Here is a 20,637-nt window from a genome sequence, read left to right on the forward strand (position 1 = left end):
TCAGCCTCGGACGACCAGCACCGAGCAGTCGGGAAATCCGTGGATGGGGTGGCTGTTGGGGATCGTCAGCGACCCCAACGCCTCGGTGTCGGCCGGGCCCACCACCGCCAGTCCGATCCGCGGGTCGGACTCGGTGTTGTCAACGTGGGACCGCAATCCTGCGGCGTCGGTGACGATCTCGACGTGCACGTCGGGATATCGGCGAACCCAGCTGTCGGTCCGCTGGTCGATCTGGCGCACGGTGGCGCCGCGCAATCTGCCCTCGTGCATCGCGGCCCGCACGACGTCGTCGTTGGCGGGCTCGTCGGACAGCACCACAGTGATCACACCGTCGGTCTGGGGCGTGCCGTCCCGCCGGCTGCGAATGATCGCCACGGGGCAGGCGGCCCGCTGCGCCAGCCGCGCCACGGTCGGACTGAACAGTGCTGACTCGTCGCAGGGCCGGGGGTGGGACCCGACACAGATCAGCGACGCCCGCCGCGACTCGCAGACCAGCACGTCACCCGCGCGGCCCGGCAACGTCACCACCTCCGTGGACACTGAATCGTCCGCCTGGTGCGCGGCGTCTTCGGCTCGGGCGAGGACGGCCGAAACGACGGCGATGTCCCCGGGTCGGGATTCGGGCTCCGCGGCGAGCGCGTGCACGATCCGCAGCGGCACGTCGCGGTCCACGGCTTCGGCGACTGCCCAGGTCACCGCGTTGAGCGCCGAGCGCGACCCGTCGACACCGACCACTACAGGACCGCGTGGCGGCGTCACTGATGTCCAGGCCGGCACAGCACTTCTCCTAACCGGCCCGATTGGTTCGGCCGTCGTCGTTGCCGGCCAGGTCGTCGAGCGCGCGGTCCCACTCGGTGTACCGGGCCCGGTCGAGTCGGTGGCGCAGCAGCGCCCAGGCTCCGACGCCGGTTCCCGCGACCGTCAACCACCCCGTGAGCGCTGCCACCACGGCCTGGCTCACCGCTTCGTCGTCGGTCAGCGGCGCAGGCACCCGTTGACCGTCTCTGTCGACCCAGATGTCGACGGGGTCGCCGGCATGCAGCTCGGCAGTTCGGACCGAGTCGGTGCGGGTGATGCCTACGAACTGCCACTGGATCCGGGTACGAAAGGATGTCCCGGAAGCCTGGGAGACGGATGTGCTGTCGCTGACCGCTGTCGCCCGCAGTTCGGTGCGCTCGCTGCGCTGAGCGGCGAACTGCCGCGCCAGATCGTCGTGCAGCGCGGTTCCGGCAGCGCCCGCCACCGGGATGGCCAGGACGGCCAGCGCGACGATCAGCAGCACAGCGATGGTCTCGACGCGGTCGCTGCTGCGCACCAGGGGGTTTCGGGCGACCAGTCGCTGAAACCAGACGCCGAATCCGAGCGTGAAGGTCTGCATTGCCGACTCCGTGTACAGGTAGACCGGGACCGTGGTGACGATCCGGATGATCGTGTTCGATTCTCATCGGCCTCCGGTCGCGGGCACAGGGGCAAAGGTCCCCCCGCGGCGGGCCGATGGTCCGGGTCTTGAGCCGCACCACCCGCTCCCGTTACGCTACTTTTCGTAGCGAAATATTGAGAGGTCGCCCGTGACGAGGTCGTTTCACTCCGCACGCCCCTTCTCCACGCCGACGAGCGAGATCGCCGCGGCATTGGAGGAGGTCAGCATTCCCACCCTGTTGCTGTCGATGGTGCATCTGACCGGTGACCCGAGCTTCGTCCGCGACTTCGCGCAGGCCGGCCTGTTCCTCAACGAGATCCAGGGCTTCATGAGCGAGGAGGACAAGGCCCGGGCTCGCGCGGCCGCCCTGCCGGCGATCGTGCAGTATCGCGACCGCGGCTGCCCAGTCCCGGAACCCCTGCCGGCTGCGCTGGTCAAGGAGATGCTGGACTGGGCGGCCGCCGAACCGGTGGACGAGGACAACCTGGCGCTGGTTCTCGAGGAACTCGACCTCGACGCCGCCGACCCGCGCCGACCCGCGGCGCTGGACCCCGCCCACACGCAGGATTTCCGCGTCGCCGTCATCGGGTGCGGCGAATCCGGCCTCCTCGCTGGGATCCGTCTCCGCCAGGCCGGGATTCCATTCGTGATCCTGGAGAAAAACGGCGGCCCGGGCGGAACATGGTGGGAGAACAGCTATCCCGGCGCTCGCGTCGATGTGGCCAACCACCTCTACTGCTACAGCTTCGAACCCAGCAACCACTGGGAGCACTTCTTCGCCGAGCAACCCGAGCTCGCGGCCTATTTCGACGACGTGATGCGCCGTCACGAGCTGGAGCCACACGTCCAGTGGAACACCGAGGTCGTCTCCGCGGTCTGGGACGACGACAAGGCAGTCTGGACGCTCACGGTGCGCACCGCCGACGGGACCCGGACGCAGACCGCCAACGCGGTCATCACCGCGGTCGGACAACTCAACCGACCCCAGCTGCCGGACCTGCCGGGCCGGGACACGTTCGGCGGGCCGTCTTTTCACTCGGCCCGCTGGGACCACGAGGTCGACCTGACCGGCAAACGGGTCGCCCTGGTGGGGGCGGGGGCCAGCGGCTTCCAGATCGCGCCGGCGATCGCCGAGCAGGTCGCCCACCTCGACGTCTTCCAACGGACCGCCCAGTGGATGTTCCCGAACCCGATGTACCACGACCGGGTGCCCGACGGCGCGAGATGGGCGATGGACCATCTCCCGTTCTACGCCCGCTGGTACCGCTTCCTGCTGTTGTGGCCCGGCGCGGACAAGGGGCTGGACGCGGCACGCGTCGATCCGGACTACCCCGACCAGGCCAACGCGGTCAGCGAGGTCAATGCCCTGGCGCGGATGATGTTCACCGAGTGGATCACCAGCCAGGTCGGTGACGACGCGGACCTACTGGCCCGGGTTCTGCCCGACTACCCGGCCACCGGAAAACGCACGCTGCAGGACAACGGGAGTTGGCTGACCACGCTCAAGCGGCCCGACGTGCGTCTGGTGCGCACCCCGATCGAGCGGATCACGCCGAGCGGTGTGGTGACCGTCGACGGTGAGGCACACGACGCCGACGTCATCGTCTACGCCACCGGGTTCCGCGCCACCGAACTGCTGGCCCCCCTGACCATCACCGGCCGCGACGGCGCCGATCTGCACGCCGAATGGGGTCGGCGGCCCTACGCCTACCTCGGCGTCACCGTGCCCGAGTTCCCGAACCTGTTCATGATGTACGGGCCCGGGACCCATCTGGCGCACGGCGGAAGCCTCATCATGCACTCCGAACTGCAGATGGCCTACATCAACTCCTGTCTCGAGCACCTGATCGGGGCTGGGGCGCGCGCGATGGAGCCGCTGCCCGGGCCCACCGAGGAGTGGCACCGGCGCACTCAGGAGCAGATCGCCAAAACGGTGTGGGCCCACCCGTCGATCGCGCACTCCTACTTCAAGAATGCCGACGGCGAGATCCACACGGTCAGCCCCTGGCGACTGTGCGAGTACCGCGCGTTCCTCCAGAACCCGGACTGGTCCCAATTCCACGTCCGCGCCGACGAGACGGTCTGACGTGCGGTCGGTGGTGGTCGACGGGTCCGGTCGAGTCAGCGTCGAGCAGCGCCCCGACCCCGCGCTTCCCGGGCCCGACGGCGCCGTCGTCGAGGTCACCGCGACCGCCATCTGCGGTTCGGACCTGCATTTCCTGGAGGGGCACTATCCGGTCACCGAACCCGTGGCACTGGGCCACGAGGCGATCGGCGTGGTGGTCGAAACCGGCTCGGCAGTCCAGTCTTTCAGGCCCGGGGACCGCGTCCTGGTGTCCTCGGTCGCCGGCTGCGGCCGCTGTGCGGGCTGCCGGACCAGGGATCCGGTGGCCTGTGTGCGGGGTCCGCAGATCTTCGGGTCGGGCCTGCTGGGTGGCGCGCAGTCGGATCTGCTCGCGGTACCCGACGCCGACTTCCAGCTGTTGGCGATGCCGGACGGCATCACCGTTGATCAGGCCCTGTTGTTGACCGACAACCTGGCCACCGGATGGGCCGGCGCCAAGCGCGCCGACATCCCGATCGGCGGGACGGTGGCGGTCATCGGAGCGGGTGCGGTCGGTCAGTGCGCGCTGCGCAGCAGCTATGCGCTGGGTGCCGCACGTGTTTTCGTGGTCGACCCGGTCGCCTGGCGATGCCAGCAGGCGACCGTGGCAGGTGGGCACGCGGTCGCCCCTCCTGGCGCGCACGCCGTCCTCGAGGCCACCGACGGACTCGGCGCCCACAGCGTGATCGACGCCGTGGGCACCGACGGCTCCCTCGACGACGCCCTGTCCTGTGTCCGCACCGGCGGCACGGTCTCGGTGATCGGCGTCCACGACCTGACGCCCTACCCGTTGCCTGCACTGATGTGCCTGCTGCGCAGCCTGACCTTGCGGATGACCACCGCACCGGTCCAGCAGACCTGGCCCGAGCTGATCCCGCTGCTGCAGTCGGGCCGGCTCTGCGTAGACGGGATTTTCACTGCGGCAATGCCGCTGGCCTCAGCACCGCAGGCCTACGCCGCCGCCCTGGCTCGCGCCGACGACCATCTCAAGATCCGCCTGGAACCCTGAGGGGAGCTCACGGCACGTCGGCGGTGGCTGGATCGCGGTACCACGAGTGCAGCTGAGACAGCAGGGCGGTCTTCTTGTAGTGGTGGTCGGCCATCCGCGTGAGGATGTCGTCGAGCACCTCCACGGCGTCGTCGATGTGGGGCCCCTTGTTCAGCATGACGCACTCGGCGCGCTCCCCCATCGCGGCGTCGCTGATCTCGGCCCGGGACGGCAGACCGCTCTTGGACATCTGATCGAGGACCTGGGTCGCCCAGATCACCGGCAGATGGGCGGCCTCACACAACCACAGCGTCTCCTCCTGCACCTCGGCCAGCCGCTGGTAGCCGACCTCGACGGCCAGGTCACCGCGCGCGATCATCACCCCGACCCGGGGACGGCGCATCGCGGTCAGGAGCAGGTGCGGAAGTCGCTCGAAGGCGCGGCGCGTCTCGATCTTCAGGACGACACCGACCCCGTCGCCCCCGAGCCGTCCCAGCTCGTCGTGCAGCCGAACCACGTCGGACGGGTGTTGGACGAACGACATCTGGACGACGTCGGCGATCTCGGCGACAGTACGCAGATCGTCGATGTCCTTAACGGTCAGCGCCGGCACCGGCAGCGCGGTATCGGGGAGGTTGATGCCCTTGGCGGCACGCAGTTTCGTGCCCTCCGGCGCCGCCCGCCCGATCCTCACCTCCACCACGTCGGGATCGACAGCGACCACGTCACCGCCGATCCGGCCGTCGTCGAAGAACACCTTCTCGCCCACCCGAGCGTGATCGAACACCTCAGCCAGCGTGCACCCGATGCTCGGCGTGCCCGCAGGCTCGGGCGAGACCGGCGAGCAGTCCCGGGTGAGCCGCAGGGTGTCGCCCGGACGCAGCACCAGGCTCTGCTCGTGTTGCGGCAGCGGACCGACTTCGGCGGCATCGTCGGCGCCGTAGACGCGCAACACCGTCCCGCTGGCCACATAGGAGGTCTTGTCGGTGCTGACGACGATGCCGCCGACACCGCGCTGCGACGTCAACAGGGTGCGCTTCGCCCCGCGGGTGTCGTAGAGCGCGAGGACATCCGTGTCCGTCCGGCGCGCGAGCCACTCTGTGGGGACCGGCAGCGTCACCATTCCGGGCTCCGGGGGTGGAGCCGGGGACGACTGGGAGGTCAGCCAGGCGCGGGCGGGCGCCATGACGTGGCCGAGGTCGTCGCGGTGGGGCCGCAGTTTGACCACGCGCGGCCCGGGCGCAATCGGGCCGGTGCGCAGCTTCGGACCCGCGAGGTCCATGGCGATCAGGCAGCTGCGTGACGTCTGCTCGGCGGCCGCGCGCACGTGCCGCGCCATCGCCCGCCAGGCTTCGGGGTCGTCGTGCGCACAGTTGATCCGGGCGACGTTCATCCCCCGTTCCACGAGGCGGTGAACCAGCTGTGAATCCGTGGCGGCTTCCGACGGCAACGTCACCATGATGCGTGTCGAGCGACCGGGTGGCGCCGCGCCGAGCAGTTCGACCGTTCGACGGTCCAGCACCGCCCGGCTCTCCTCGGCGCCGACCGCACAGGGCGGCGGTGGACACCAGCTGTCCTCGATCATGGCCGCCACCGCCGAGCGCACCAGCCGCAGCGTCGCCTCCACGTGGGGCTCGCTGCGACCCAGCGACGACAGCCCGAATGCGGCCAGCCGCTGCTGCAGGTCCCGCAGATCCACGCCACGCATGGCCCAGTAATGGGCGAGGTTGCGCGCGCTCGCCCGGTAATCTACGTCGACGGCGTCGATCCAGTGCGACCAGGTCTCACCCGCCTGCTCCAGCCGCTGCAGCAGGCCGTCGATACCGTCGAGCAACCCGAACAGTTCCGCGCGGGTGTCGTCGGCCATGAGCGCAGGCGTGTGGCGGTATGCGGTCACGGGCTTGCCCCAGCGCTGATCTCCTCCATCGTCGCAGCACCCTAACGCCCGCCGGTTACCTGCCGGTGAACACCAACCCCGCAGCGACGTTAACCCTGCCGCCACGTGCCACAGGTGACGAAGGGCCCTACGGCGTTGCCCGCCATCGTCATAGCGTGAACGGAAATACGCAGCTGACAGGGAGCGGATGATGACGACGACGACATCACCGGTGATCGTGGGGATCGACGGGTCCGACGCAGCAGTGAACGCCGCGCTGTGGGCGGTGGACGAAGCGCTCGCTCGCGGAGTGCCTCTGCAGCTGCTGTACGCGACGAAGCCGAAGCACCTGGGCACCGACGACTACAACGCCGACGTCCATCGCGGACGCGAAGCACTGCAATCCGCCTGTGCCGCCGTCGAAGCGACCGGCAAGGCGGTGGACGTCCGGACTGACCTCGTCGACGGCCCAGCCGCGGTCGCGTTGGTGGAGCGGTCTGCGCAGGCCGAGTTGATCTGTGTCGGCACCGTCGGGATCGACCGCTATGCGCGTTCGATCCTCGGTTCCACCGCGACCGAGATCGCGGAGAATGCGCAGTGTCCGGTCGCCGTGATCCGGCCGCAGGACGACGAAGCAGACCACGACATCGACTGGATCGTCGTCACGCTGGACGGACGTCCCGAACACACCGTCGTCGTGGAGCGGGCCATGCAGGAAGCCGAATTGCGTCATGCGCCGGTGCTGGCGTTGGGTGACGATCAGGTGACCACCTGGCAGCAGCGTTACCCCGGTGTACACGTCTACCCGATCGCCGACGAGGGGGACATCGCGCACTTCCTGAAAAAGCACGACGAGCGGGTGCAGCTGGCGGTGATCGGCAGTGACGGGACCGACGAACTGGCCCAGATCGTCGGTCCGCACGGTCATCCGGTGTTTCGGCACGCACACTCGTCGGCCCTGGTGGTCCGGTCATGACGGCACCCCAACGGCAATCGTGACCGGGTCGCGCCCGCGGGTGCTGATCGTGTTCGCGTCCCGTCGTGGCGGCACGGCGGGTTTGGTGGACATGATCGGCGATGCCCTGGAGGCCGAGGGGTGCAGTGTGATCATCTCTCCGGCCGATGGGGTGGCCGACTTCTACGAGATCGACGCGGTGATCGTCGCGGGATCGCTGTACAACAGCCGGTGGCATCGCCACGCGAGTCGCTTCGTGCGCCGCAACGCAGCCGTGCTGCAGACGCTGCCGGTCTGGCTGGTGTGCAGCGGACCGTTGGACGATTCCGCTGCGCGCGAGAAGATTCCGCCCACCAAGCAGATCGCCAGGTTGTCGGCGCTGGTCGATGCCCGCGGTCAGGTGACGTTCGGCGGGCGGTTGCAGCCGGGAGCTCGGGGGCTGCTGGCACACGCCATGGCCAAGACCCGAGCCGGCGACTGGCGTGACCCGGAGCACGTCGCATCGTGGGTGGCTTCGGTGTGTGAGCAGCTGCAGGCACGATGACCAAGGCTCATTCGGCGATCGGACGTGCCCCTCACCCGGCGAGCCGACACACCCGCTCCAGCTCGGCCGCCGTGTCGGACACCGGCACCGACGTGTCGACCGGCAGGGCTTCCGGCCACCGCTGCTCACCCTCGCCGAGCGCGGTGGCGATTTCCGGGGTGGCGTCGGAGGTGGTCGCAGTACGCGTCGAGATTCGCTGCACAGCCTCAGAAATCGGTACTGTGCAGGCGAATTCGACTACCGGCGAATGACATTCGGCGCCGACAGACCGCGCCTGGTCGCGGTGCCGCCGGTCGCGCCACGTACCGTCGACGATGACCGCCCGTCCGGTTCCGAGTGCTGCGTGCGCACGTCGCAGCACTGCGTCGTACACCGCGGTGACGTTCTGTGGTGCGTAGAGCCCGCTGTGCAGGTCACCGACCGCACCTGAGATGGTGCCGGCTTCGCGCAGCTCACGCCGCACGTCGTCGGTGGAGATCACCACGGCGTCGAGGCGCGGGGCCAGCGCATGAGCCAGTGTGGTCTTGCCGGTTCCGGGTCCGCCGCCGATGATCACCAGCGGTACCGTCGCCCGCTGCAGATGCGCCAGCGCGATGTCCAGATGGGCGCGGGCGTCGGCCGCGGCGTCGTGGTGACCCTGGGTGACCCGCACGCAGTCGACCTTCGCCCGCACCACCGCGCGGTAGGCGACGCAGAAGTCGCGCAGCGATCGCGGAGCCGGATCGTCGGCGCTGCACAGGTATTCGTCGAGAAAGAACTCGCCGAGATCCGCCCGGCCCAGGTATTCGAGATCCATGGCCAGGAAGGCGGCGTCGTCCACCCCGTCGACATACCGGAGGCGGTCGTCGAATTCGAGGCAGTCGAGCAGGACCGGACCCTCGGGCATACAGAAGATGTCCTGGGCCAGCAGGTCACCGTGGCCGTCGACGACCCGGCGCCCGGCGATGCGCGAGGCGTAGAGCCCGCCGCGGCCGGCCAGGAAGCGGGTGGCCAGCCGGGTGACGTCGGCCAGTGTCGCCTCGGCCAGTACGGCACCGGCGTGGCGCCGTAGTTCGGTCAGATTCTCCTGCCACCGCTCGGTCAGCGCAGCCACGGTGGCCTCGGCGTCGACCGCCCCGCCACGCTCGGCGGTGGCGTGAAATCGCGCCAGCACGGCGGCGATGGCGCGGAGTTCGGCGTGCACCGGTACGCCCGAGCGGACGAGGACGGCCAAGCGGGCGGCCTCGGGATAGCGCCGCATCACGATGACCGGTTCGGACGGCCCCTCCGGGCTGTCGAAACGGCCGATGCCCAGATAGCTGTCCGGAGCCAGTCTGCGGTTGAGCTCGACCTCACGAGCGCAGGATTGTTCGCGGCGTGCCACACTGCTGAAATCGAGGAAGTCGGTGACGACAGCCTTCTTGGTCTTGTAGGCCCGGTCACCGATCAGCGCCACCAGACCGGTGTGCGTCTCGTGCACCTCGGCGCTGAGGTTTCCAGGCGTGGTCCAGGGTGGCGTGCCGGTCATGTGCGCCACCCTGCCGCGAAACGCGTTCGGGCGAAAGGGCCGGAAGGCCCTCCGGCGTCGCGCCGGCGGCGTGGCCGACCGACTCAGGGCGGCGGTGCGGCCGACCTGCTCAGGGCCGACGTGCGACGATGACCGGTATTCGCGCCGCGTGCGCGACCGCCGAGCCGACCGACCCCAGAAGCAGCCCGGCGAAGCCGCCGCGGCCATGACTTCCCACCACCAACAGCTGGGCGGTCTGCGACTCCTCGATCAACCGGTGCGCCGGATTGTCCTGACCCACGACCCTGTGCACGGTCACGTCCGGGTAGCGCTCGCACCACCCGGCGAGACGCTGCGCCAATTCCTCGTCGGCCTGGGTCGCCAGTTCGTCGGTCGGCACGTCGAACGGGAAGTCTGCGCTGTTCATCCACGTGTGCACCGCCGTGAGGTCGACGCCGCGGCGCGAGGCCTCGTCGAAGGCGATCGCCGTGGCGGATTCCGAGGCCGGTGAACCGTCGACACCGACGATGACAGGCGCGGTCGCAGAAAAACCCCCGTCGGGCCGGTCGGCGTGGATGACCGCGACCGGGCAATGCGCGTGCTGCACCAACGTCGAACTGGTCGAGCCCAGCAGCAGTCCCCGTAATCCGCCCACGCCCCGGCGCCCGAGCACGATCATGTCGGCCCCAGTGGACACCTCGATCAGTGCGGGCATCCTGGCACCCGTGAGCACCGTGGTGTGCACCGGGAACTCGCGGGATTCCGAGACGGCGTCGACGACCACCCCCAACGCGTCGTCGACGATCTCCTGGGACCGGCGGTCGCGCTCGGCCAGGTACTCCTGCGGTAACGCGACCGGGAAATCCAGCCAGGGCCCGACCTCGTCGGCGGGCTGCACGTGCACGATGGTCAGCGGTACGTGCCGCAGTGCGGCGTCACGTGCCGCCCAGTCGACGGCTGCGTCGGAAGACGGCGAGCCGTCGACCGCGACGACGATGCCGTGACCGTCGGTCATGTCGCGCGCGAAGGTGCTGCGGCGGCCCCGGACGGGTTGTGCTGCAGAATTTTTGGCACGCGACGATACCCCGCGAACGTCAGATACAGGCCCAGTACCGCCATCACGGCATAGGCCGGCAGCCAGATCGGGGGCATGTCGACGAGGCGCTGCGCGAGCGCGGCCGCGGTGTCCGGGAAGGCCAACAGGAACAGCCCGCGCGCCACCAGCAGCCAACCGACCAGCGACACGATGATCGCCGGGGCACCGTGCCAGCGCTGATGGAACGCCACGATCGCGATGCCCCCCAGCAGCGCGAAAGCCCCCATCACGAAAGGCCACAGCGTCGAGGCGGCGAACTCCTCCAGCAGCGCGGACATGTCCGGCGCCCGGACCGCCACCACCACCGAGAGCACCAGGAAATAGGGACCGAGAACACGGGCGAACCGACGAGTCGGTTCGTCGACTTCATGCGCGACACTCATGTTCACCTCGCTCGGACGGCAGGATCTTGCTCAACCACACGCCGCGCCGGGTCCTTCGCGCTAGGGCACAAAGTCCCGGATCGAGCGCGCACCCGGGACGTTCACGCCGAGTCGACGGCCGGGGTGATCACGCCGTAGTTGCCGTCGATGCGACGGTAGAGCACGCTGGCACGGCCCTGGGCGGCATCGATGTAGAACAGGAACGGCAGAGCGAGAAGGGCGAGCCGTTCCACGGCGTCCTGCTCGCGCAGACAGGGCGGCGCCGCATCACTGACGGTGACCGGCCGGTGGAACTCGCCCAACCCCTCGGCGAGATCCGGCGCCACCATCGCCAACCGGTAACCGGTGGAGCCTGCGCGGTAGATGACTCCGACGGCGCCGGTGGCCTTCTCGGTGAACAGATGGAAGTCGTAGTCGAGCAGATCCATCTCGTCGGCCGCTTCGTCCGCGGTGCAGGGCGCCATCGCGAACGTCTTGCGCCGGATGACTTCCGCCTCGTCCGCCGATCGGATCGGATGCCCGGGCCGATGCTCTTCCGCCCAGGGGCGCCGCGGTGCCCGTGCACCCTTCTTGGGTAGCTCCCAGTGCTCGGCGAGGTGTTCCAGTTGGCGCTGCAGGGCAGCTTCGAGCCGGTCGATGGCCTCTCGGGCGCTCGCCCCGTGCACCTGTGCCCGCACGACCCGTCCGCTGACGTCCAGGTTTCCCTGCGCGACCACGGGGTTCTGCACCGCCGGGTCGTGGTGGCGGGCCAACTTCACCCGCGCATACAGCACCGGTCGGTGGGCCAGCCGCCCCAGCTCGCCGATCTTGGTCCGCGCGTAGTCGGCCGCGCCGGGGAATTCCCCGTGCGAGGTGACGTCGACGTCGAAGACAGGCTGCGCATCCGTTGTGTTGCTCATACCTCTAGTACTACGGCGGGTAGCAACTGCGCGGGAGGGGCTAAGGTCACCTGTCGACGGCAGCCGTGTCGACTGTGTCCACCGTGGCGTGCAGCGCCGCCCCCAGGTTGTGCAGGGCGGCGTCACTCAATCCCTGCGCGAGCTCCCACTGATAGCCGCGTATCGCCAGCAGGTACGCCTCGGGCACGGAGTCGAAACACTGCCGCGCGGTGGCCAGGATGGCCGGCACCGAGATGGCGTGCGAGGTGAACGTGAGATCCATCTTCGCCTGCGGCCTGGTCACGGCGAACGTGTCGACGGCGCTGTCCTTGGTGGCGTCGACGAACAGCACGCGCCGGTAGTGGTGGATCAGATCGGCATCTTCGAGGTTGAGCTGATAGGTGTGCCGCAGCTGCGGCGTCGGGCCACCACGCGCGGCCAGGCGTGCTTGCAGGCCGTCGACGTAGGCCCAGCCGAGTCCGTCGTCCTGGCGCCCTGCGTTACCGATCCCGAGCACGAGCGAGGACTCGCAGGACAGCAGATCCCTGGGTAGGCAGAGAGTTTCAGCGGACATGGGGCCTTCAGCGGACGCGGTGATCGATGACGTGGCCCCCCGAGTCGACCAGCGACACCGACAGCGGCATCTGTCCCAGCGCGTGCGTGGCGCAGCTCAAGCAGGGGTCATAGGCCCGGATGCCCACCTCGATCGCGTTCATCATGCCCTCGGTGATCTCGGCCTGCCCGCCCAGATAAGCCTCGGCCACGCTGCGCACGGTCTCGTTGAGCACGTGGTTGTTCTGGGTGGTGGCCACGATCAGGTTGGCGAAGGTCACGTTGCCGCCGCGGTCGGCGCGATAATGGTGCACCAGTGTGCCGCGCGGGGCTTCGACGACACCGACCCCCTCGCCCACCCAGGCGTGCTCGCCCGGCGACACGACCAGGTCGCCGGCGACGATGTCGGGGTCGTTGAGCAGGTCTTTGACGACTTCGGCGGCGTGGATGATCTCGATGGTGCGGGCCCAGTTGGTGTGCAGGGTCATGGAGTTGGCCGACCCGTCGGTGTAGGCACGGAACCGCTGCAGGGCTTCGGCGGCCAGCGGGGTCGGCAGCGTGTCGGTGACGTTCATCCGCGCCAGCGGACCGACCCGCACCGAACCCGCGTCAGGCCCGAGTTCGGTCAGATAGGGGAATTTCATGTAGCTCCACTGCTCCACCCGCTCGGAGAAGTGCGCCAGATAGTCGCGGTAATCGAATTCCCGGATGACGTCCCTGTTCCCGTCGACCACGCGCAGGTGCCCGTCGTAGTAGTCGACGTTGCCGGCGTCGTCGACCAGGCACATGTTCAGGGCGGGCACAGTGGCGAACCGGTCGACCTGTGCGCGGTGCGCGTCGTGGAAGTCGTGGAACATCTGCAGGCCCAGCTGGGCGTCGTCGATGACCTGATCGACCGATGGCAGCCCGTCGTCGCCGTGCAGGAACCGCTCGACCTCGGCCGCGGTCAGACACTTGTTGACCCCACCGGGAACCGACGAAATGCCGTGCATCCGCTTGCCGAAGACCGCCTCGATGACCTCCTGGCCCCATTTACGCAGCCGGACAACACGTTTGACCAGTTCTGGATTGGCTTCGATCAGTCCGATGAAGTTGCGTTGTTCGGGTGCGGCGTCGATGCCGAACAACATTTCGGGCACCACCAGGTAGAAGTAGGCCGTCACGTGCGACTGCAGCATCTGCGCGTAGTGCCCGAGCCGGCGCATCTTGACCGCGGTGGGGGTCAGCGCGGTCCCCGACGCCGGCCCGACCCCGATCATGTCATCGAGTGCCTTGGCGCCGGCGAGGTGGTGACTGACGAAGCAGATTCCGCAGATGCGTTGCATCAACACCGGCGCCTCCCAGTACGGGTGCCCCTGGATGAAGCGCTCATAGCCGCGGAACTCCACGACGTGGAGCTTGGCGTCGACGACGTTGTGGTTGTCGTCGAGTTCGACCACGACCTTGCCGTGCCCCTCGATTCGGGTGACCGGATCGATCACGATGGTCTTGCGGGAGGACATGGTCATCGATCCCCGTTCACTCGAAGTGGTTGAGCGAGGTGGGCAGGTCGACGGGGCGGCCGTGCACCAGGTCCTCGAGCACGGTGAGGATGGCGTCGGCGCTCGGCGGGCAGCCCGGGATGAAGTAGTCCATGTGCACGACCTCGTGACAGGGGTGGACGTTGTTCGTCAGCACGGGTATCCGGCGGTGGTAGGGCACCACCGGCATCGCGTCGGGGGGCGCGGTCGGCGACCGCGGGTAGGCCTCGGCCAGACAGTCTGTGAGGCCGACCGGGTTGCGCAGCGACGGCACGCCACCCCAGATCGCGCAGGCGCCCACCGAGATCAGCACATCGCAGTTCTCCCGGAAGTGCCGCAGCGTCTCGATGTTCTCGTCGTTGGCGACCCCACCCTCGATGAAGCCGATGGCGCAGCGCTGCGGGATGCGCTTGATGTCGGTGAAGGACGAACGCAGAATGGTGATCTTGTCGAGCAGATCGATCATCCGCTCGTCGATGTCGAGCAGCGACAGGCTGCATCCCCAACAGCCGCAGAGGCTGATCATCGACACCTTGATCTTTCCGGCCCTGGCGGCGGCGATCTCGGGATCCAGTGCCGTCGCCGGAAGTTCGTGGGAGGCTACCTCGATCGGTTCCGACGCGGTCACCGGTCGGCTCCTCGCGCAGCGTCGAGGGCCCGGTCTTTGACCGATTCGACGTCGTAACGCCGACGGCCGATCGGCTGGTCGTAGCCCACGCCCTTGTGCAGGATCGTGCCCACCGGACAGATGTCGACGGCCTGCTGGATCTGCTCGGGCGGCATCTTGTCGGCCAGCTCGGCGTCGATCTCGATGCGGGCGTGGGTGCCGCGGCCGCTGATGGAGAAGATCTTCTTGCCGGTGTCGCGGTCGCGGATGAACTCCACGCAGCGTTGACAGAAGATGCACCGGTCTCGCTCCAGCCAGATCGACTGCGCAGCATGGTCATTGACCCGGCGGGGGAACTGGTAGGGGAACGGGGAGACCACCATGTCCACTTCGTAGCCGACGGCCTGCAGCGTGCACCGGCCGGACTTCTCGCAGCTGGGGCAGTTGTGCGTGCCCTCGGAGAACAACATCTCCACCAGCGCCTTGCGTGCGGCGCTGGTCTCGGGTTCGGCGACCTCGACTCGCATCCCGTCGGTGACGGTCACCGTGCAGGCCGCCATCACCCGGCCGTCGACCTTGACCGAACACACCCGGCACGTCCCCAGGGCGGGGTGGTCGGGGAGGTAGCACAAGGTGGGGATGTACACCCCGGCAGCGGCCGCGGCGTCGACGAGCGTCGCGCCTTCGTCGGCGGTCACGGTGACGCCGTCGATCTCGATCTGAATGCTCACACTGACTCCTGGGGGGCGAGTTGCGCGACTGCGGCACCGTGATCGGTCAGTTCGGCCTCCGGGTCGAAGGAGGGCAACAGGTCCGCGACCGTCGCGCGGGGCCGCACCGGGTAGATCTCGGGGAACTTGGTCAGCGTCGTCAGGATCGGATTGGGCGACGTCGCGCCCAGCCCGCAGCGGCTGGTGTGCGCCACCACCCCGCCCCAGGCCACCATCTCGTCGAGGTCCGACGACGTCGCCTGCCCGTCTGCCACCAGCGCGACCTTCTGCCGCAGCAGCACGTTGCCGGCCCGGCACGGGACACAGATGCCGCACGACTCGTCGACGAAGAACTGCATGAAGTCACCCACCACGTCGAGCAGATCGCGGTCACCGTTGAACACCATGAAGGAGCCGTTGCAGGACAGGTCGTCGTAGCCGAGCGCGCGGTCCGCGTCGGCGGCGACGGACAGCATCTCCCCGGACGGGCCGCTGATCTGCACCGCGCGCGCATCGTGCGCGCCGATCATGTCGAGGACCGCGCGCAGCGTGGTGCCCCACTCGACTTCGTAGATGCCGGGTGCGGCGCAATCGCCGGACACGCTGAGCAGCCGCGTGCCGGTCGAGCCCGGGGCACCCACCGCGGCGAACCAGTCCGCTCCGTGGTCCATGATGTGGCCCGCGGCGGCGAAGGTCTCGACGTTGTTCACCACCGTCGGCATTCCCAGGTAGCCGCGCTGGACGGGGAACGGCGGTTTGAGCCGGGGAGTGCCTCGCTTGCCTTCGCACGACTCGATGAGTGCGGATTCGTCTCCGCAGATGTAGGCGCCGGCTCCCAGTTGGATCCGGATGTCGAAGCCGCCGGAGCCATGACCCAGCACGCCGCGTTCCCGGAGCGCGGCGAGCCGACCCTCGAGGTAGGCGACGAGGTAGGCGTATTCGGCCCGCAGGTAGACGATCCCCTGGACAGGCACGGCGGCACTGTCTGAACCGGCTGCACCGACGGCGTGCGCGGCGATGGCCATCCCGGCGAACACCGTGTCGGGTTCGTGCGTCAGCAGCGCCCGGTCCTTGAAGGTTCCCGGTTCACCTTCGTCGGCGTTGCAGATGATGTATTTGGTCGCCCCCGGCGCCGCCCGGCAGGTCTGCCACTTGGTGCCGGTGGGAAATCCCGCTCCTCCCCTGCCCCGCAAGCCGGACGCGGTGATGGTGGCGATCACCTCGTCGGAGGACTGCGCCCGGCATCGTGCCAGCAACCTTTCGTGGTCGGTCTCGCCGCGGAAGAACACCGGGCCGGTGGTGTGCACGGCGCTGCCCGACAGCGCCTCGACGTAAGCGCGGTGATCTCGGGCCAGCCCTCGCGGGTTGGCCAGCTCCTCGGGGGTGCTGCCGCCCCTGAGGCCGGCAACGATCTCGCCGACGGACTCGGGGGTCAGGTCGGTGAACACGACTCCGTCGATGAGCATCGCCGGTTCCTGGTCGCTGAGCCCGATGCACGCGGTCTCGAACAACCCGAACTCCGCTGAGGCGGGTTCGCCGAACCGGACACCGGTCTCGCGTTCCAGCGCCGCATACACCTCGTCATACCCGTGCATTTTGGCAATGACCGTGTTGCTCAAATAAATTCGGTGGCGGCCGGCCGGCGCGTTGTGGAAGAAGTGGTAGAACGTCGCGGTCTCCAGCACGTCCTCGACGGAGATCGCGAGCCGGTCGGCGATCGTCGCCGCGGCTTCGGCCGGGATGTATCCGGTGCGCCGCTGCACCTCCCACAGCATGTCCAGCAGGCCGGTGCGGTCGCGGCCGTGGGCGTCGAGCATGGCTGCGATGTCGGTCGTCATCGTGGCAGTACCACCCACCCGTGCGGTTCGATGCGGTCGCCGCGGGACGATGGGCGAACGGCACGACCTCGGCGGCGCGCACTGTTCGGGGCTTCCCGATCACCCGAGAGCAACCTGTGGCGTGCTCGCGAAATTACCACAGGCGTCAGGCGTTCCGCTCGCAGACGAGAACCCTCCGGGCAGGCTCACCCGATGACGAGGACATCGAGGGTGCGCGGTCCGTGCACGCCCTCGACACGGTTCAGCTCGATGTCGCTGGTGGCGCTGGGGCCGGAGATGAACGTCAGCGGACGGTGCGGATCCAACGCGGAGAAACCCTGCGGCACGGTGTCGACCACCTGATCGGCACGGACGACACAGATGTGGTGGTCGGGAACCAGCGTCAGGGCCCGTCTGCCCTGGGCGACTCCGCCGTCGAGGACGATGGTGCCGGTGGCGGCGATGCCGAGCGCGCAGCCGGTCACGACGGCGTCCACCTCGTCGAGACGTCCGACCGGTAGCGGGTCGGCCGGGTCGTCGAACGCCACCTGGAGTCCGTCGACCCACCGCCGGGGCAGGTCGGCCGGTGCGAGGACGTGTCCGCCGGGCGCGAGCAGGCCGGCGATGGTGGCGGCGATGCCGGATTCGTCGATCCGGTGCACCCGGGCGCGGTACTCGTCGACGGTCTCGGTGAACCGGTCGACATCGCCGCTCCCGCGCAGGGGTCGACGGTCGTAGCGGCGCTGCACGTCGCCCGACGCCGAGCCGGATTCGGCCAGGGCAGCACGAACACGCTGCAGGATCACCGTTTTCGCGTCACCGTTGCTCATCCCGAAGACCGTCCCCGGGTGCGGGCCCACCACTGCCGGAAGGTCTCGGGTGGGGGTTCGGGGAGGTCGCGGCTGGCGGTCCAGCGGGAGGCCGGCCACGGCAGGGCGGTGATCCGGTGGTCGCTGCCGGCCACCATCCGGCCGGCCGACAGCGCTTTCTCGGCGAGCGCGAACCGTCGCGGCGACGACATCGCCCACGCCGCCGCCGTCATCGCGGCGTGCTGGCCGCCCGGTAGGCCGCCGCGTTCGCTGTCGACCTGAGCCGCCCGCAGATGTACCAGGATCGACGGGATGTCGATGCGCACCGGGCACGCGTCGAAACACGCCCCGCACAGCGACGACGCGTACGGCAGCGACGCGTTCGGGTCGTGGGGACCGGTGGTGCCGGTCAGCTGCGGACTCAGGATGGCGCCGATCGGGCCGGGGTAGATCGACCCGTAGGCGTGCCCGCCGGTGCGCTCGTACACCGGACACACATTCAGGCAGGCGCTGCAGCGGATGCACTTGAGCGCGTCGCGACCCACCTGGTCGGCGAGCACTCTGGTGCGGCCGTTGTCGAGCAGCACCAGGTGGAACTCGGCCGGACCGTCGCCGGGATGCACGCCGGTCCACATCGAGGTGTACGGGTTCATCCGCTCTGCGGTCGACGAGCGGGGTAGCAGCTGCATGAACACCTCGAGGTCGGCGAACGTGGGCACCACCTTCTCGATCCCCATCACGGTGATCAGCGTGTGCGGCAGCGTCAGGCACATCCGGCCGTTGCCCTCGGACTCGACCACCGCCAGCGTGCCGGTCTCGGCGACCCCGAAGTTGGCGCCGCTGACCGCGACCTTGGCCGAGAGGAATTTTCGGCGCAGGTGACGCCGAGCGGCCATCGCCAGCACTCGGGGGTCGTCGGTCAGTTCGCCGGCATCAGGCATCTGCCGCGTGAAGATCTCGCGGATCTCGGCGCGGTTGCGGTGGATCGCCGGAACCAGGATGTGGCTGGGCTTGTCGTGCCCGAGCTGCACGATCAGCTCGGCCAGATCCGTCTCCACGGCGGTGATGCCGTGCGCTTCGAGGTGCTCGTTGAGGCCGATCTCCTGGGTGGCCATGGATTTGACCTTGACCACCTCGTCGGCGCCGGCGGCGCGGACCAGGGAGGTGACGATCGCGTTCGCCTCGTCGGCGTCTCGCGCCCAGTGGACCACTCCCCCACGCGCGGTCACGTTGGCCTCGAGTTCTTCGAGCAGCTCGGGCAGCCGGGCCAGCACGTCGGCCTTGATCGCACTGCCGGCCTCGCGCAGCTCTTCCCAGTCGGCACACTCGCCTACTGCGCCAAGCCTTTTGGTACGAATCGTGTGGGTGGCATGACCGACGTTGCGCCGCATCTGGGTGTCCCGCAGTGCCCGGCGCGCGGCCTCGGGGAACGGCTCGTCGCCGCGGAGATTGCCGCTGCCGGGCATGCCCAGGAACGTCATCGCGGACTCACCGTCTCGGTCGCGGCCAGGATCTCGGCCAGGTGCACCGTCCGCACCCCGGACCGGATCCGCGAGAGGCCGCCCCCGATGTGCATCAGGCATGACGAGTCACCGGCACTGCACACTTCCGCGCCGGTCGCCATGATGTGCGCCATCTTGTCCGCCAGCATCGCGGTGGACGTGTCGGCGTTCTTCAGCGCGAACGTGCCGCCGAATCCGCAGCACGACTCGGCATCCGGAAGCTCGACCAGGGTGAGGCCGCGCACGTTGCGCAACAGGCGCAGCGGTTTGTCGCCGACACGCAGCAGCCGCAGCGAATGGCAGGTCGGGTGGTAGGTCACCCGGTGCGGATAGTAGGCGCCGACGTCGTCGACACCGAGGACGTCGACGAGGAACTCCGAGAGTTCCCACGTCCGTGCGGCCAGGGCGGCGGCCCGCTCGGCCAGGCCGGAATCCCCGGCGCGGCGGGCGACCATCGCGTGCTGGTGGCGCACCGAGCCAACGCAGGACCCCGACGGGGCAACCACGGCGTCATACCCGGCGTTGTCGAACTCCTCGACGTGGCGGCGCACCAATGCGGTGGCCTCGGTGAGGTAGCCGGTGTTGACGTGCATCTGTCCGCAGCACGTCTGGCCCGGCGGGAACAGCACGTCGTGCCCCAGCCGCTCGAGCAGTTCGACGGTGGCGATGGCCGCCTGCGGGAACAGCGCGTCGGCCAGGCAGGTGACGAACAGGGCGATGCGCATCGGTCCCCGAATCGGCTACCCGGCGCGGTCGTCCTCGGCGGCCGCACGCAGCAAGTCGTCGCGGGCCCGGGCCACCCGGGACCGGATGGTGCCGACCGGGCACCCGCAGACCTCGGCGGCCTCGGCGTAGGTCATCCCCAGCACCTGGGTCAGCACCAGCGCCTCCCGCCGCTCGGGGTCCAGCCCGTCGAGCAGGATTCGGATCTCGACCATGTTCTCGATTCGCCCGCCGCCCGCGGTGACGTCGTCGAGGTCGACGACGTAGGCCGGGCGCGGGCGTGACGTGTTGTACCGGATCTGGTCGACGACGACGCGTCGGGCGATGGACAACAGCCAGGTCTTGGCGGTCGAGCGGCCACTGAACCGCGGCAGCGACTTGATCGCGCGCAGGTACGTCTCCTGGGTGAGGTCGTCTGCGCTGGCCGGATCGGCCAGATAGGCGACCGTGCGCCACACGTCACGGCGGGTGGCCTCGATGAACTGGGTGAGCGCCACCCGGTCGCCCCGACCGGCCGATTTGGCGAGCTGAGTAACTTGGTCTTCGTCGCCGGCGGTCGCCACCAGGAAAGAGTAAGCGATGGCCGGGCGGAACTCTTCGCCGCATCGGCACGACTACTTGGACAGGCCAGGTAACCGCAGGAGGTGGGCACCACGACGTCGACACA

20 protein-coding genes are annotated in these 20,637 nt (G+C 69.0%); 4 read left to right on the plus strand and 16 right to left on the minus strand.

The features are described 5' to 3' along the window. Both ACEWX3_RS20300 and ACEWX3_RS20305 read right to left on the minus strand, forming a co-directional pair. Positions 1 to 735, minus strand: a complete 735-nt coding sequence (locus ACEWX3_RS20300; RefSeq protein WP_374157491.1) for a universal stress protein — start codon at positions 733 to 735, stop codon at positions 1 to 3. A gap of 52 nt (positions 736 to 787) precedes the next feature. Next, positions 788 to 1,378, minus strand: a complete 591-nt coding sequence (locus tag ACEWX3_RS20305; RefSeq protein WP_221348682.1) for a hypothetical protein — start codon at positions 1,376 to 1,378, stop codon at positions 788 to 790. Between the two features lie 190 nt (positions 1,379 to 1,568). On the opposite strand from ACEWX3_RS20305, the gene ACEWX3_RS20310 reads away from it, so the two are divergent. Continuing rightward, on the plus strand, positions 1,569 to 3,506 hold the full coding sequence (locus tag ACEWX3_RS20310; protein WP_207068953.1) for an NAD(P)/FAD-dependent oxidoreductase: 1,938 nt from the start codon (positions 1,569 to 1,571) through the stop codon (positions 3,504 to 3,506). Position 3,507: 1 nt separating this feature from the next. Further along, complete coding sequence (locus ACEWX3_RS20315; protein ID WP_221348686.1) at positions 3,508 to 4,533, plus strand: alcohol dehydrogenase catalytic domain-containing protein; 1,026 nt, start codon at positions 3,508 to 3,510, stop codon at positions 4,531 to 4,533. A 7-nt stretch (positions 4,534 to 4,540) separates the two neighbouring features. Here the strand turns inward: ACEWX3_RS20315 and ACEWX3_RS20320 are convergent, their stop codons facing one another. Further along, positions 4,541 to 6,379 (minus strand): pyruvate kinase, encoded by a 1,839-nt coding sequence (locus ACEWX3_RS20320; RefSeq protein WP_374157492.1) that lies wholly within the window; start codon positions 6,377 to 6,379, stop codon positions 4,541 to 4,543. 220 nt (positions 6,380 to 6,599) lie between these two features. On the opposite strand from ACEWX3_RS20320, the gene ACEWX3_RS20325 reads away from it, so the two are divergent. Beyond that, positions 6,600 to 7,364, plus strand: a complete 765-nt coding sequence (locus ACEWX3_RS20325; RefSeq protein ID WP_207068955.1) for a universal stress protein — start codon at positions 6,600 to 6,602, stop codon at positions 7,362 to 7,364. A 19-nt stretch (positions 7,365 to 7,383) separates the two neighbouring features. Next, on the plus strand, positions 7,384 to 7,887 hold the full coding sequence (locus ACEWX3_RS20330; protein ID WP_207068956.1) for a flavodoxin domain-containing protein: 504 nt from the start codon (positions 7,384 to 7,386) through the stop codon (positions 7,885 to 7,887). Between the two features lie 31 nt (positions 7,888 to 7,918). Here ACEWX3_RS20330 and ACEWX3_RS20335 read toward each other — a convergent pair whose 3' ends face one another. The 13 genes from ACEWX3_RS20335 to ACEWX3_RS20395 all read right to left on the minus strand — a co-directional run bounded on the left by ACEWX3_RS20335 (position 7,919) and on the right by ACEWX3_RS20395 (position 20,533). Then, positions 7,919 to 9,394, minus strand: a complete 1,476-nt coding sequence (locus ACEWX3_RS20335; RefSeq protein ID WP_374157493.1) for an AAA family ATPase — start codon at positions 9,392 to 9,394, stop codon at positions 7,919 to 7,921. 109 nt (positions 9,395 to 9,503) lie between these two features. After that, positions 9,504 to 10,388, minus strand: a complete 885-nt coding sequence (locus ACEWX3_RS20340; protein WP_374157494.1) for a universal stress protein — start codon at positions 10,386 to 10,388, stop codon at positions 9,504 to 9,506. Then, the gene (locus tag ACEWX3_RS20345) at positions 10,385 to 10,852 is read right to left on the minus strand and encodes a hypothetical protein (protein WP_221348695.1); all 468 of its coding nucleotides are present in this window, start codon (positions 10,850 to 10,852) and stop codon (positions 10,385 to 10,387) included. The genes ACEWX3_RS20340 and ACEWX3_RS20345 overlap by 4 nt, the downstream gene beginning before the upstream one ends. Before the next feature lie 101 nt (positions 10,853 to 10,953). Further along, positions 10,954 to 11,751, minus strand: a complete 798-nt coding sequence (locus ACEWX3_RS20350; RefSeq protein ID WP_374157495.1) for an HPF/RaiA family ribosome-associated protein — start codon at positions 11,749 to 11,751, stop codon at positions 10,954 to 10,956. Between the two features lie 46 nt (positions 11,752 to 11,797). After that, positions 11,798 to 12,304: a hydrogenase maturation protease gene (locus ACEWX3_RS20355; RefSeq protein ID WP_207068961.1), complete on the minus strand. Its 507-nt coding sequence runs from the start codon at positions 12,302 to 12,304 to the stop codon at positions 11,798 to 11,800. A gap of 7 nt (positions 12,305 to 12,311) precedes the next feature. Then, the gene (locus tag ACEWX3_RS20360) at positions 12,312 to 13,790 is read right to left on the minus strand and encodes a Ni/Fe hydrogenase subunit alpha (protein WP_286183672.1); all 1,479 of its coding nucleotides are present in this window, start codon (positions 13,788 to 13,790) and stop codon (positions 12,312 to 12,314) included. 10 nt (positions 13,791 to 13,800) lie between these two features. Then, a complete protein-coding gene (locus ACEWX3_RS20365; protein WP_286183673.1) occupies positions 13,801 to 14,430 on the minus strand; it encodes an NADP oxidoreductase in 630 nt (209 codons plus the stop codon). Beyond that, positions 14,427 to 15,140 (minus strand): 2Fe-2S iron-sulfur cluster-binding protein, encoded by a 714-nt coding sequence (locus tag ACEWX3_RS20370; protein WP_207068962.1) that lies wholly within the window; start codon positions 15,138 to 15,140, stop codon positions 14,427 to 14,429. Before ACEWX3_RS20370 ends, ACEWX3_RS20365 begins: the two co-directional genes overlap by 4 nt. Beyond that, entirely contained in the window at positions 15,137 to 16,957 is a 1,821-nt protein-coding gene (locus ACEWX3_RS20375) for an NAD(P)H-dependent oxidoreductase subunit E (protein ID WP_374157496.1), read from the minus strand. Before ACEWX3_RS20375 ends, ACEWX3_RS20370 begins: the two co-directional genes overlap by 4 nt. A gap of 185 nt (positions 16,958 to 17,142) precedes the next feature. Then, positions 17,143 to 17,766, minus strand: coding sequence for a lactate utilization protein C (locus ACEWX3_RS20380; protein ID WP_374157497.1), 624 nt, complete (start codon positions 17,764 to 17,766; stop codon positions 17,143 to 17,145). Continuing rightward, positions 17,763 to 19,226 (minus strand): LutB/LldF family L-lactate oxidation iron-sulfur protein, encoded by a 1,464-nt coding sequence (locus ACEWX3_RS20385; protein WP_374157498.1) that lies wholly within the window; start codon positions 19,224 to 19,226, stop codon positions 17,763 to 17,765. Before ACEWX3_RS20385 ends, ACEWX3_RS20380 begins: the two co-directional genes overlap by 4 nt. Next, entirely contained in the window at positions 19,223 to 19,972 is a 750-nt protein-coding gene (locus tag ACEWX3_RS20390) for a (Fe-S)-binding protein (RefSeq protein WP_374157499.1), read from the minus strand. The genes ACEWX3_RS20385 and ACEWX3_RS20390 overlap by 4 nt, the downstream gene beginning before the upstream one ends. A gap of 15 nt (positions 19,973 to 19,987) precedes the next feature. Next, positions 19,988 to 20,533: a sigma-70 family RNA polymerase sigma factor gene (locus ACEWX3_RS20395; RefSeq protein ID WP_207068967.1), complete on the minus strand. Its 546-nt coding sequence runs from the start codon at positions 20,531 to 20,533 to the stop codon at positions 19,988 to 19,990. Positions 20,534 to 20,637: the final 104 nt, after the last annotated feature.

Source organism: Mycobacterium sp. G7A2, assembly GCF_041902445.1.
Lineage (GTDB): Bacteria > Actinomycetota > Actinomycetes > Mycobacteriales > Mycobacteriaceae > Mycobacterium.